Origin of the sequence: Brachybacterium paraconglomeratum, from assembly GCF_003994255.1 — a bacterium.
Classification (GTDB): Bacteria; Actinomycetota; Actinomycetes; order Actinomycetales; family Dermabacteraceae; genus Brachybacterium; species Brachybacterium conglomeratum.
Map to the genome: position 1 here is coordinate 789026 of NZ_ML133851.1, position 13049 is coordinate 802074.

Below are 13049 nucleotides of genomic sequence, written 5' to 3' on the forward strand. Positions count from 1 at the left end.
GAGGCGGGAGGGTCAGTCCTCCGCGGGCGGAGCGCTCGGCGCGCTGGGCGCGCTCTTCCTGCCCTCGACCCGCGTCCGGTGTCCGCCGCGACCGATGCCGCCGCGGGTGCGGGTGAGGCGGTAGTCGATGCGGTCGTCGACCAGCGAGGCGATCTCGTCGGTCGAGGCGTGGGTGCGGCTCACCTCGCCGGTGATGTGCGCGGTGACCCGCTCCAGGCGGGCGAGGCGCTCGTGCTCGGCCAGCACCGCCCGGTCCAGGCTCAGCGCCTTCACCAGCGCCACGCACATCAGCAGCAGGATCACGCTGAACGGCAGCGCGGTCATCAGCGAGCCGGCCTGCAGGGAGGTCAGGCCGCCCGAGAGCAGCAGCGCCGCGGCGAGCAGGCCCTCCAGCAGCGCCCACAGCACGCGGGACCACATCGGCGGGTTCGGATGGCCGCCCGAGGCGAGCATGTCCACCACCAGCGAGCCGGAGTCCGAGGAGGTGATGAAGAAGACCGCGACCACGATGATGCCGAGCACCGACAGCAGCTGTGTGGCGGGGAACTGCTCGAAGATGCGGAACATCGATTCCTCGGCGGTGATGTCGCCGAGGTCGCCGGTGCCGAACCACTGGCGGAACAGGCCGTTGCCGCCCCAGATCGAGAACCAGATCATGCCCACCAGGGTGGGGACCAGCAGCACGCCGGCCACGAACTGGCGCACGGTGCGCCCCTTGGAGATGCGGGCGATGAACACGCCGACGAACGGCGCCCAGGCGATCCACCAGCCCCAGTAGAACAGGGTGTTGCCGGCGAACCAGCTCTGCGCCTCCTCGGAGCGGGTGTACGCGCCGACGTCGAGGGTCAGGTGGAAGACCTCGCTGAGGTAGATGCCGAGGGACTCCACGAAGTTCTGGAAGATGAACACGGTGGGGCCGAACAGCAGCGCCGCGACGGCGAGCAGGCCCGCGAGGGTCAGGTTGCCGTTGGAGAGCCACTTGATGCCGACGCCGACGCCGGAGACCACGGAGAGGGTCGCGATGAAGGTGATCACCACGATCAGGATCACCAGGAAGTTCGTGGAGACCTCGTCGACCAGGCCGATGACCTGCATGCCGGCGGCGATCTGCTGAGCGCCGAGGCCCAGCGAGGTCGCGATGCCGAAGACGGTGCCGAAGATCGCGAGCACGTCGATGACGTCGCCGATCCAGCCCTTGACCCGGTCGCCGAAGATCGGCTCGAGGGCCCAGCGGATCGAGACGGGACGGCCGCGGCGGTGCATGGCGTACGCGATGGCCAGGCCGATCACGGCGTAGGCGGCCCAGGGGTGCAGGCCCCAGTGCAGGAAGGTCTGCGCCATCGCGAGGCCCGAGGCCTCTGCGCCCTCGACGTCCCAGCCCGGCTTGGGGCTGTTCGTCGTGTAGCCGAGCGGCTCGGCGACGCCGTAGAAGACGAGCCCCACGCCCATGCCGGCGGAGAACAGCATCGCGAACCACGACATCAGCCCGAACTCGGGCTCGTCGTCGTCCCGGCCGAGGCGGATCGAGCCCCACCGGGACAGCGCGACGATGATCGCGAAGGCGACGAAGATGCCGATGGCCAGCATGTAGAACCAGCCGAGGTTCGCCACGATCCAGTTCTGGGATTTCTCCATCACCGACCCGGAGGTCTCGGGGAAGACGATCGCCAGCAGCGCGACGCCGAGCACGACGACCATCGCGGGCCAGAACACGGCCGGGGCGATCGTGCCCTTGCTGATGCGCGCGCCCTGTCGGCGCAGCTTCTCCGTGATCTCGTCGTCGGAGTCGTCGGTGGCGATCTGCTGGGACCGGGGAAGATGAACGGTCCTGGGGAGCTCTTCGGGCCATGCGGAGATGTCGGAGCCCTGCGCGGGCGCCTCCGCTCCCTGGCCGTGACCTGAGCTGCTCATAGCGGTCCCTTCTTGTCGATTATCGGATTCCCACCAACTGTGCAGGATGCCCGGGGTATAGAGAGAATAGGCCGATCCGGAGTCCGAAGGTCGGACAACCGGCATCTGCGCAGTTCAGCACGCTTCCCCGCGCTGAGGCGCCGTCCGTCGCGACGGTCGGGGAACTCACATGCCCGACCCGGCGCACGTGGCGCATCACACTCGCGAGCGCCAGAGCAGCCACGCCAGGTACGGCGCCTCGATCAGCGAGACCATGAGCCCGGCGGGGACTTGGGCGGGCGCGATCAGGGTGCGCCCGAGCACGTCTACGAGGGCGACGAGCACCACTCCCGACAGCATCGCGAAGGGAGCGCACGCGGGTGCGCTCCAGTCGCACCTCATCGCCGGCGTCGAGCAGGCTCCTGATCCCGGTCGGCGCGCTCGTCGGCCGGGCCGCGCTCGGTCCCGGTGAGGCGGCCGATGCCGCGCATGCCGTGGAAGATCGCCAGCGCCGCCACGGTCCCCAGCGCGATGCCGGTGAAGGCGAAGCCGCCGACCTCCCAGTGCAGGTCCGCGATCGCGATGACGAGGGCGACGCCCGCGGTCATCTGGTTCACGGGACGGGCGAAGTCGACCTTCCCGTCGATCCACATGCGGAAGCCGACGATCGCGATCAGTCCGTAGAGCACGAAGGTCACGCCGCCGAGCACGCCCGGGGGGATGGTGTTGATCAGCGCGCCGACCTTCGGGGAGAGCGACAGGCCGATCGCGGCGAGGCCCGCGACCCAGTACGCGGCGGTGGAGTAGACGCGCGTGGCGCTCATGACGCCGATGTTCTCGCCGTAGGTGGTCGTCGGCGAGCCGCCGAAGGTGGCCGAGAGCGCGGTCGCGGCGCCGTCGGCGAAGAGGGTGCGGCCCACCATGTGGTCGAGGTTCTTCCCGGTCATGGTGCCGACGCTGGTCACGTGGCCGACGTTCTCCGCCAGCAGCACCACGATCACGGGCAGGAAGATCGGCAGCAGGCCGAGGTTGAACTCCGGGTGGTGGAACTCGGGCAGGCCCAGCCAGGCCGCCTCCCGCACCGGGGTGAAGTCGACCTCGCCGCGGGCGAGCGCGATCAGGTAGCCGACGACCACGCCGACCAGCACGCTGATGCGTCCCAGCAGCCCGCGGAACAGGGCGGTGCACAGCAGGATCGCGATCAGGGTGAGGGTCGCGGTGACCGGGGCCTGCGAGAAGTTGTTCTGGTAGGTGGTGGGCACCAGGTTCAGGCCGATCAGGGCGACGATCGAGCCCATCACCACCGGCGGCATGAGTCGGCCGATCCAGCCCGTGCCGATCCGCTGCACGAGCAGGCCCAGCAGGGCCAGCAGCACGCCGGTGACGAGCACCCCGCCGAGCGCGGCGCCCATCGAGTCGGCCTGGGTGGAAGCGGTGATCGGGGCGATGAACGCGAAGGAGGAGCCGAGATAGCTGGGCACCCGGTTCCTGGTGATCGTGAGGAACAGCAGGGTGCCGATGCCGGAGAAGAGCAGCGTGGTCGAGGGTGGGAAGCCTGTGATGACGGGGACCAGGAAGGTCGCGCCGAACATCGCGATGACGTGCTGGGCGCCGATCCCGATCGTCAGCGGCCAGGCGAGCCGCTCCTCGGGCAGGACGATCGCGTCGGGGGCGACGGTGCGGCCGTCTCCGTGCAGGCTCCAGCGGAACATGGTTCTCCAGGGGTGGGGAGGGACGGGGCCGGCGGGCCGGTCAGCGGCCGGGGAAGATCTTCCGCTCGGCGGTGGCGCCGGAGACGTCGGGGACCAGGTCGAGGAGGGAGACGCGGCCGTTGTCGCGGGCGCGGAAGTCGGCGAACATGCGGGTGATGTCCGGGGCGCCGAACTCGTCCCGCACGGGGGCGGGGACCGTGAGCATGAGCGCGGTGGCGATGCCGAGCACGAGGGCGACGCCGCCGGTGACCAGGCCCGCGCCGCTCGCGGTCGCGATCGAGCTGACGATGACGTCGAGGAAGCCGACGACGACCAGGACGAGCGAGGCGACGACCCCGCTGGCCCGGGCGCTGACCGCGGGGCGGGAGAGCAGCGCGGTGCGGCCGAAGACGGAGACCACCACGAAGCAGGCGCAGACCGCGGCGTCGGCCAGGTGGAGGACGGGGCCGCCGGGGCGGGGCACAGAGGTCGCCGCGAGGGCGCCCATCAGGTGCCACAGCACCGCGGCGGAGTGCATCAGGGCGCTGAGCTCGAGGGCGCGCACCGAGTACACCAGCCAGTCGGTGCGGCGGAACGACAGCGGCATGGAGCGCACGAAGGAGCGGGAGATCATCAGCCCCAGCGCGGCGAGGAGGAAGGGCAGGTAGACGAAGCCGCGGGCGACGCTGATCGGGGCGGCGAACTGCAGCCCGAGGGTGTTGTCGGCCAGCGCCGCGATCGCGAGCCCGGCGACGACGGCGGTGGAGAAGACGTACCAGGAGCGCTCCCGGCGCAGCGCGGAGGCGAGCACCACGGCCAGCAGCAGCGCGGAGATCAGCGTGTTCGCGAAGGTCATCAGCGAGAACGCCCAGCCGGTGGTGAACAGGCGGCCGACGATCATCACCAGCGCCAGCAGCAGCGCGGCCGCCGCGGCGATCCCGACCCCGAGGAGCAGCCGTCGAGCGACACGACGGGCCCGCTCCTGCGGGAGATAGCCCTCGTGGGCGCGCGGCTCGATGCCGAGGATCGCGCCGAGCAGCAGCAGGGAGACGCCGACGCCGATCCCGACGGGAGGCCCGTCGGGCAGGGGGGCGAAGAGCACCGGGAGGGAGAGGACGAGGTCCGCGCCGAGCACGAGCAGGGCGATGGCGAGGGCGGGGGCCATGCCCGCCACGCGCAGCGTCCGGATCGCGTGCAGCGGCGGCGCGGCGGGGATCCAGCGCAGGGCGTGGACGGCGACCAGCGCGACGAGTGCGACGCCGATCGAGATCCGGCCCAGCAGGTCCAGGACCGGGTTGTCCGCGACGGTGAACGTCGTGGTGAGGGCGGAGGTGAGGCAGATCAGGGCGAGCACGTCGCGCAGCGCGTCGAACAGGCCCAGGTCCTTGAAGCGCTCCGGCAGCTGGAAGCCGGCGATCGGGATCTCGTCGTCCTCGGCGTTCGGGGTGGTGCCCGACCGGGCGTAGGAGACGACGCGGGGGCGGGCGAGCGGGGCGACGGTGCCGTCGTCGGTCCCGTCGGAGCCGTCCTCCTCGCCGTCCACGGCGGGGATCGCGCCGGTGACCGCGTCGGGCTCGGCGCCGGGGCGGTCCTGGTCCGGCAGCGCCGGGCCCTGCCCGCGGCGAGCGAGCAGCGGCTGGGCGTAGCGGTCGAACTCCTCGCGGCCGGGGAGGCGATCGGTGGGGAGGCTGTGGGGGTCGTCGATGGCGAAGATCCAGTCGGCGTCCTGGTCCTCCTCCGAGCGCGGATCCCTGTCCATCGACCTTCTCTCCTGCTGTTCGTCGCCCGGACGGTCGCCCGGGCGCAAGCCTGCCCTCGCATCCTAGGGAGCGCGGGGACGCAGGGGCCGTCGGCGCGCCGTGGGATCTTCGCTACAGGTGCAGGCGCGTGGCCAGCTCCTGCCGCACCGCGCCGCCGCGCACGGTCAGCAGCAGCACGATGGAGAGCACGCTCAGGCCGCCGCAGATCGCCGAGGGGATCACGGTGCCCACCCAGCCCAGCGCCAGGAACACGATCGGGGTGAGCCCCAGCAGCACCGTCAGCCCGAGATAGACGATGTAGTCGCCCACCTGCATCCGCACCGCCCGCACCGTGATCACCAGCCCGATCAGGGAGGCGGCGCACAGGATCGGCACCACGAAGGTGAGCGACCAGGCGTCCCAGCCGGTCAGGTAGTCCCAGTACACGCAGACGCCGCCGGCGAGCGCGACGAGATAGACGATGAACTTCGCGAGGTTGCGGCGCTTGCTCACCGCGACCAGCACCACCAGCCAGGTCGCGACCACGCCCAGCCACACCGAGCGCAGCGCCCCCAGGCCCTGCTCCTCCGGACGGAACAGCAGCTGGGCGAGGAAGGACAGCGAGATCACCGCGAGCGAGGTCAGCGTGAGCACGCGCAGCACGCGGCGGCGCCGGAAGCGCAGCGGCACCGCCGGATAGGGGCTCGGCGAGGCGTTGCCCTCGAGCGTCGCCGCGCACAGGGGACAGCGGGTCCACTCCCCCTCGACGCCGACCGCGCAGTCGGGGCATCTCCTCATCGGCCGACCTCCGCGAGCTCCGCCTCGGTGGTCCGGGACGCGGCCACGGACACCTCGATGCCGGCCTCGGTGAGGATCCGCGCGTACTCCCGCACGTGCTCCGTCTCGACGAAGGGCGAGGTGAAGGAGATCGTGAGCAGGCCGGCGTGGGAGATGGCGCAGAACTGGGGACGTGCGGCGGAGACGTGGAAGAGCATCCGGCCGACGTGCGGGGCGGCGGCCTCGGGCAGCGTCACCCGGCCCAGGTTCGAGATCGCGACGGTGAGCGAGCGGTTGTTCGCCCGGTTGGCCAGCCCCAGCAGCACGTCCTTGAGCGGGCGGGGCACGATCCGGGCCAGCGGAGCGCGCTCCACCCGGATCAGGCGGCGCAGCCTCTCCTCGAGCGCCTCCGGCCTCGCCTCGGCGCCGAAGTCCTCCTGGAGCCGGCGCGCGACCTCGCCGAGGGAGTCGCCGCCTTGACCGTAGGTGTGGGAGACCGTGATCGTGGCGAAGAAGTTGCGGGCCGAGTCGGAGGGGAAGAACTGGCGCAGGTTCACCGGCACCGAGGCAGCGAGGGTGCGGGCGCCGCGGGCGTCCCGCTCCAGCGCTCCCGTGCGGCGGATCGCCTCGAAGAACGCGGCGGTGAGGAACATCGACATCGCCACCCCCTCCCCCTTCGCGAGGGCGAGCACGGGCGACACGGGCATCGTCAGCTCGAGGACACGGGTGCGGTGGTCGGGGGTGCGGGTGCCGCGCAGGCGCAGCACCCGTCGCGGCGCGGGCGGGGCGGGGTCGGGGGCTCCAGAGGTCTCGCGGTCCTCGCCCACGGGCTCCTCCTCCTCGGCGCGCAGCATCGCGGAGGCGGCCTCGCGGCTGAACTCCTCCTCGTGCGCGGCCCGCTCCTGCTCCTCCCGCGCCCGGGCGGCGCGCTCGGCCCGTGTGCGCCGACGGAAGTGGTGGGCGAAGGAGTCGGCGGCCAGCTCGTGGACCTCCGGCTCGACCGAGCCGGCCACGTCCGCCGTGCCCTCGGGAGCGAAGCGGCGACGGCAGTACTCGTCCAGCAGGGCGGTGAGGAACCACAGCGCCCCGGTCCCGTCGGAGAGGGCGTGGAACACCTCGAGGCTCACGCGGCGGCGGTGGTGGACGACGCGGAACAGCAGGGTGCGGCGGTCGGCCTGGTAGATCGGGGCGCAGGTGTGCTCGGTCTCCGGCTCGAGGACGGGGCGGAGGTCGCTGTCCTGGAGGTAGTACCAGAACACGCCGCGGCGCAGCACCGCGTGGTAGAGCGGGAAGCGCTCGTAGGTCGCGTCCAGGGCCTCCTGCAGCAGCGCCGGGTCGACCTCGTGGTCCAGCTCGGCGGCCATGCGGAAGACCTTGGTGTCCACGTCGCTGCGGGCGGCGAGGAAGATGTTCGAGGCGTTGTCCAGGCGCACCCAGTGCCGTCGCCGGACCGGCAGGGAGAGCTTCACGGCCCCTGCTCCAGGAACTCGTCGATCACCTCGTACGCCTCCTTCAGGGGGCGCGCGAAGCGGGGCAGGGTGATCACCCCGTGCAGCGCCTCCTCGAGGCGGTGGATCCGCACCCGGTTCCCGGCCTCGGCGAGCGCCCGGCCGTAGGCCTCCCCCTCGTCGCACAGCAGGTCCAGGCCCGCGCTGAGCAGGAGGGTGTCCGGCTGTCCGGAGAGGTCCTCGGCCATCAGCGGGGCGACCAGGCGGCTGCGGCGCAGCGCGGGGTACGGGACGTACAGGTCGAGATAGTCCTGGACCTCCGTGCTGGTGAGCCGGTAGCGGTCGCCGAGCCGGCGCACGGACTCGAAGGGGGAGGTGGCGGGGTCGTGGTCGAAGTGGGTGACCGGGTAGAGCAGGATCTGGCGCGAGGGGACGCGGTGGCCGCTCTCGCGCAGCAGCAGCGAGACGGCGGCGGCGAGGTTCCCTCCCGCGGAGTCCCCGACCAGCACGATCCGGTCCGGGTCCGTGAGCCCCGCCCGGCCCGGGTCCTCCAGCAGGCCGCGGGCGACGCCGTAGCAGTCCTCGAGCCCGGCGGGGAAGGGGTGCTCGGGCGCGAGGCGGTAGTCGACGGAGGCGACGTGGCAGCCGGTGAGATCCGCCATGGTGGCGCAGGCGGGGGTGTAGCTCTCGATGTCGCCGGTGACCCAGCCGCCGCCGTGGAAGAACAGCAGCAGGTCCTCGCGGCGCCGTTCGGCCGGCGCGAACACCCGCACCGGTACGCGGTGCCCGTCCGGGGCATCGGAGAAGGTGTCCCAGGTGGGGGTGCGGTAGCGGGCCGTCGGCAGCGCGGCCAGACGCCGCTGGAGGGCGCGGACGCGCTGGTAGTCCTCGCGCACGTCGAAGCGGCCGGCCCGGGCGACCGCGCGCAGGGCCAGGCGCAGCAGGGCGCTCACGGCCGCAGCTCCCGCTTCTCCCCCGCGAAGCGGATCGCGGGGCCCGCCTCGGCACCGCCCTGTCCCATCTCGACGACGGGACCGATCAGCAGGCGGTGGGTCGCGGCGTCGACGCCCTGCTCGATGCGCAGCGCGAAGTGGGCGAGCGCGCCGGGGAGGATCGCGTCCCCGTCGGCGGTGCGCCCCGCCTCGATCCCGGCGAGCATCCCCTGCAGCGGCGCGCCGGGGGTGCCGAAGCGGTCGGCGAGCGCCTGCTGGTCCTCGGCGAGCAGGCTCAGGCAGCAGTGGCCCGCCTCCTCCACCGCCTCCGCGGCGCGGGAGAGCCCGTACAGGGCCAGGCCCATCGTCGGCGGGTCGTAGGAGATGTCGAGATAGGAGTCGACGGTGACGAGCAGGTCGTGGGGCCCCTGCCGGGTGCTGACCACGGCCAGGCCCACGGCGATCAGGTCGCTGAGGCGGCGGTACTCGTCCTGGACGACGCCGGGATGCGCCATGCTCACCGCGCGGTGGGGAGCATGCGGGCGCGGGCCGAGTCCGCGTCGAGGATCTCCTTGCCGAAGGGGAAGCAGGTCACGGGGATCAGCTTGAGGTTCGCCCACGCGAGCGGGATGCCGATGATCGTGACGGCCTGGGCGAGCGCGGTCACGACGTGGCCGAGCGCGAGCCACCAGCCGGCGATCACGAACCAGATCACGTTGCCGATCGTGCCGGCGGCGCCGCCGCGGCCGGTGTCGACGACCTCGCGGCCGAAGGGCCAGATCACGAAGCCCGCGATGCGGAAGGACGCGAGTCCGAACGGGATGGTGACGACGAGGAGACAGGCCAGGATCCCGGCGAGGAGATAGCCGAGGAAGAGCGACCAGCCGGCGGTCAGCAGCCAGATGATGTTCAGGACCAGGCTCAGGAGGGAACGCATGGAGACAGGGTAGGCACCGCTGCTGTCCGCGGCCAGGGGGCTGTCCCCCGACCGAGCGGGAGGGCCACTACTCTGGGACGCATGCCAGCTCCCGAGATCGCGCTGACCGAGCGCTTCCAGTCCGCCTTCGCCGCCGCCTTCGGGCCCGAGTTCGCGGACGCCGACCCGATCATCCGCCCCTCGCAGTTCGCTGACTTCCAGTGCAACGCCGCGATGGGACTGGCCAAGCGCCTCGGCCGCAAGCCCCGCGACATCGCCGCGGACATCCTCGCCGCCGTGGACCTCTCGGACATGGCGGAGACCCCGGAGATCGCCGGACCCGGCTTCCTGAACATCCGCCTGCGCACCGACTGGGTCGCCGCGCAGGCCGCCGAGCTCGCGGCCGACGCCCGCCTCGGCGTCCCCTCCCCCGAGCGGGCGGAGACCGTGGTGCTCGACTACTCGGCGCCGAACGTCGCCAAGGAGATGCACGTCGGCCACCTGCGCACCACCGTCGTCGGCGACTCGATCGCCCGCACCCTCGAGAAGCTCGGCCACACCGTGGTGCGCCAGAACCACATCGGCGACTGGGGCACCCCCTTCGGCATGCTCATCGAGCACCTCCTCGAGGTGGGCGAGGACAGCGCCGAGGCGGAGCTGCTGACCACCGACCCCAACGCCTTCTACCAGGCGGCGCGCGGGAAGTTCGACGCCTCCGAGGCCGCCGCCGACGGCGAGTCCGGCTTCGCCGCGCGAGCGCGTCGGCGCGTGGCGACCCTCCAGTCCGGGGACGCCGAGTCGCTGCGCATCTGGACGCACCTGGTGGGGCTGTCCAAGGAGTACTTCCACCGCATCTACGAGATGCTGGACGTGACGCTGACCGACGAGGACCTCGCCGGCGAGTCGACCTACAACGACCAGCTCGAGACCACCTGCACCGACCTGGAGGCCGCCGGGATCGCCCGGATCTCCGACGGGGCGCTGTGCGTCTTCCCGGAGGGCTTCACCGGGCGCGACGAGCAGCCGCTGCCGCTGATCATCCGCAAGTCCGACGGAGGCTACGGCTACGCCACCACCGATCTCACCGCGATCCGCCATCGCGTGCGGGACCTCGGGGCGGACCGCATCGCCTATGTCGTCGGCACCGCGCAGGAGCTCCACTTCCGGATGGTGTTCGCCACCGCACGGGAGGCGGGCTGGCTGCCTGACGAGGTCGAGGCGACCCATGTGAAGATCGGCTCCGTGCTCGGCGAGGACGGCAAGATCCTGCGCACCCGCTCCGGCGCCTCGCTGCGGCTGATGGCACTGCTGGAGGAGGCCGTGGCGAAGGCCCGCACCGTCATCGACGAGCTGCGCCCCGACCTCTCCGACGAGGAGCGCGAGCAGATCGCGCACGCGATCGGGATCGGCGGCGTGAAGTATGCCGACCTCTCCACCGCGCACGACTCGGACTACACCTTCGACCTCGACCGGATGCTGGCGCTGACCGGCAACACCGCGCCCTACCTCCAGTACGCGGTGGCCCGGATCCGCTCGATCGGCCGACGGGCCGAGACGGCCGGCGTCACCGCCGCGGCCGCGCCCCTGGTCGTGAACGACGCCGAGCGGGCGCTCGCGCTGCAGCTGCTCGAGTTCGGCCCGGTCCTCGCCTCCGTCGGCGCGGAGTACGAGCCGCACCGCCTGTGCGCGTATCTCTTCTCCCTCGCGCAGGCGTTCACCGCGTTCTACGACGCCTCCCCGATCCTCAAGGAGGACGACGCGGAGGTGCGCGCGGGCCGTCTCGCCCTCGCACAGCTCGCCGAGCGGGTTCTCGTCGAGGGCCTCGACGCGCTCGGGGTGGAGGCGCCGCAGCAGATGTGACAGCACCCCCGGCGCGGCATTTCGGACATCCCTCCCCCGTCGTGACCGAACCGTGTCCGCCGTTACCCAAACGTGCCCCAGTCCGGCGGTCGATCCCTGGTCAGAGCCAGGATCTGCTTCCTACGCTGGGACGGTGTCCACGATCCGCTCGGCCCATCGTGCCCTGTGGGGGGCCTATGCGCTCCTCGCACTGGTCCACCTCGGCGCGCTCCTGGCCGACGCGGATCTGATCGGCCGGATCACCCAGCCGATGTTCGCCCCGGTGCTCATCGCCGTGGTGCTCACAGCGGCCCCGTACCGCTCCCGCACGACGGGGCTGATGCTCGGCGCCCTGGTCTGCGCATGGATCGGCGACAGCGTGGGGCAGGTCCCCGTCGAGGGCAGCGGGATGCTCGTCGTCGTCGGCTTCCTGGGCGCGCTGATCTGCTACTCGGCCGCCCTCGTGCCGCTGTGGACCCGTTCCCGCGACTCGATGCGCATCGCGCTCGCGATCCCCTACGGCGCCGTGGTGATCGGGCTGTTCGTCGCCTGCGCGGACGGGGCCGGCTCCCTGCTGCCGATGGTGGCCGCCTATGCGGTGGCGCTGGCGACGATGGCCTTCCTCTCGGCCGGCGGCAACGGTCTGACCTGGACGGGGGGCACCCTGTTCCTGCTGTCGAGCTCGTTGCTGGGGATGGACTGGTTCCTGCCCGGCGCGGCGATCGCGTTCAGCACGGAGCTGGTGATGCTGACCTACCTGGTGGGCCACGCCCTGCTCGTGGCGGGGCTGGTGAAGGCGATGCCGCGGCACCGCTGGACCGTCGCCGCCCCCGCCCCCTCGCTCGTGGTCGTCGAGGGCTGACGGGGCCGCTCAGCCCTCCCGGCCCTCCTGGTCCTTCCGGCCCAGGGCGCGGCCGATCAGCTCGGACTGCTCGCGGTGCAGCCGCTCGATGTCCTCGCCCTTGCGCGGGATCAGCTGCAGCCCGAGGCGGCCGCCGATCTCCCGATAGGCGACCTCCTCGCCGTTCTCCTCGAGCTGGAGCCGCGCGACCCGCGCGTCGGAGGCGAAGAGGTCCTTCTGGCCGACGCCCAGGTGCAGCGGCGGCAGGCCCTCCAGGCCCCGGTTGATCGGGGAGAGGTCCGGATCGTCCAGCGGGGTGCGCCCGGCGTAGCGGCGGGCCGCATCGCGCAGCAGGCGCCGCTCGTGCACCGGATCGGACTGGTCCGTCTCGCTCATCCACGCGGCGGACAGCTCCAGGTCCAGCCAGGGCGACATCAGCACGATCGCGGCCGGGGCGGGCACCGGCGCGAGCGCCTCGGACTCCTGCTCGACCAGTCGCCGCGCGACGACCACGGCGAGCCCGCCGCCGGAGTGCTGGCCGCTGAGGACCCACGGGCCCTCGCCCAGCCGCCCGTCGGCCGCGAGCGCGGCGAGGACCGCCTCGACGTCGTCCCGGGCGACGGGGTGCTGGTGATCGGGGGCGTTGCGGTAGTCGACCATGAGCCCGGCGCAGTCCTGCGCCTCGACCTGGCGGGAGAGCCAGGCCCAGTCGCTGGTGAAGGGGCCCGAGACGTAGGCGCCGCCGTGGAGGTGGATGATCAGGCCGTTGCCGCGGTGGTGGCGGTCCAGCCACACGGTGCGGGTGCGGCCGATCATCTCCTGCTCGATCGCATGGGACTTCAGCACGTGCGAGGGAGGCTGCGGGCTGCGGGCCTCGCGCAGCGCCTGATGGGTGAGGGCGGAGGGAATCGGGATCCTCGCGGCGGCGCGAGCCCCCGTCGCCACGGCGTCTCGGATGCGACCCATCGCTTGCCCT

The 13049-nt window shown here is 72.3% G+C and carries 12 protein-coding genes; 2 read left to right on the top strand and 10 right to left on the bottom strand.

The genetic code is table 11. From position 1 onward, the window contains the following. Positions 1–12: 12 nt before the first annotated feature. The 9 genes from DS079_RS03545 to DS079_RS03585 all read right to left on the bottom strand — a co-directional run bounded on the left by DS079_RS03545 (position 13) and on the right by DS079_RS03585 (position 9414). Positions 13–1911, bottom strand: a complete 1899-nt coding sequence (locus DS079_RS03545) for a BCCT family transporter (RefSeq protein WP_126984852.1) — start codon at positions 1909–1911, stop codon at positions 13–15. A gap of 195 nt (positions 1912–2106) precedes the next feature. Beyond that, complete coding sequence (locus tag DS079_RS03550; RefSeq protein ID WP_126984854.1) at positions 2107–2292, bottom strand: iron chelate uptake ABC transporter family permease subunit; 186 nt, start codon at positions 2290–2292, stop codon at positions 2107–2109. Beyond that, positions 2289–3602 carry a uracil-xanthine permease family protein gene (locus tag DS079_RS03555; RefSeq protein ID WP_126984856.1) on the bottom strand — a complete coding sequence of 438 codons (1314 nt, stop codon included), beginning with the start codon at positions 3600–3602 and terminating at the stop codon, positions 2289–2291. The genes DS079_RS03550 and DS079_RS03555 overlap by 4 nt, the downstream gene beginning before the upstream one ends. A 40-nt stretch (positions 3603–3642) precedes the next feature. After that, a complete protein-coding gene (locus DS079_RS03560; protein ID WP_126984858.1) occupies positions 3643–5340 on the bottom strand; it encodes a DUF7937 domain-containing protein in 1698 nt (565 codons plus the stop codon). A 112-nt stretch (positions 5341–5452) separates the two neighbouring features. Continuing rightward, complete coding sequence (locus tag DS079_RS03565; protein WP_126984860.1) at positions 5453–6118, bottom strand: DUF6320 domain-containing protein; 666 nt, start codon at positions 6116–6118, stop codon at positions 5453–5455. Then, positions 6115–7566 carry an alcohol acetyltransferase gene (locus tag DS079_RS03570; protein WP_126984862.1) on the bottom strand — a complete coding sequence of 484 codons (1452 nt, stop codon included), beginning with the start codon at positions 7564–7566 and terminating at the stop codon, positions 6115–6117. Before DS079_RS03570 ends, DS079_RS03565 begins: the two co-directional genes overlap by 4 nt. Then, positions 7563–8498 carry an alpha/beta hydrolase gene (locus DS079_RS03575; RefSeq protein ID WP_126984864.1) on the bottom strand — a complete coding sequence of 312 codons (936 nt, stop codon included), beginning with the start codon at positions 8496–8498 and terminating at the stop codon, positions 7563–7565. The genes DS079_RS03570 and DS079_RS03575 overlap by 4 nt, the downstream gene beginning before the upstream one ends. Next, positions 8495–8992, bottom strand: coding sequence for a flavin reductase family protein (locus DS079_RS03580; protein ID WP_126985116.1), 498 nt, complete (start codon positions 8990–8992; stop codon positions 8495–8497). The genes DS079_RS03575 and DS079_RS03580 overlap by 4 nt, the downstream gene beginning before the upstream one ends. Positions 8993–8994: 2 nt before the next feature. Next, positions 8995–9414: a YccF domain-containing protein gene (locus DS079_RS03585; protein WP_010549994.1), complete on the bottom strand. Its 420-nt coding sequence runs from the start codon at positions 9412–9414 to the stop codon at positions 8995–8997. 81 nt (positions 9415–9495) lie between these two features. Here DS079_RS03585 and argS point away from each other — a divergent pair, with 81 nt between their 5' ends. Together argS and DS079_RS03595 are read left to right on the top strand one after the other, a co-directional pair. Continuing rightward, on the top strand, positions 9496–11253 hold the full coding sequence (argS, locus tag DS079_RS03590) for an arginine--tRNA ligase (protein WP_126984866.1): 1758 nt from the start codon (positions 9496–9498) through the stop codon (positions 11251–11253). Between the two features lie 133 nt (positions 11254–11386). Further along, complete coding sequence (locus tag DS079_RS03595) at positions 11387–12094, top strand: lysoplasmalogenase family protein (protein WP_126984868.1); 708 nt, start codon at positions 11387–11389, stop codon at positions 12092–12094. A gap of 9 nt (positions 12095–12103) precedes the next feature. Here the strand turns inward: DS079_RS03595 and DS079_RS03600 are convergent, their stop codons facing one another. After that, positions 12104–13039 (bottom strand): alpha/beta hydrolase fold domain-containing protein, encoded by a 936-nt coding sequence (locus DS079_RS03600; RefSeq protein ID WP_126984870.1) that lies wholly within the window; start codon positions 13037–13039, stop codon positions 12104–12106. Positions 13040–13049 lie beyond the last annotated feature (10 nt).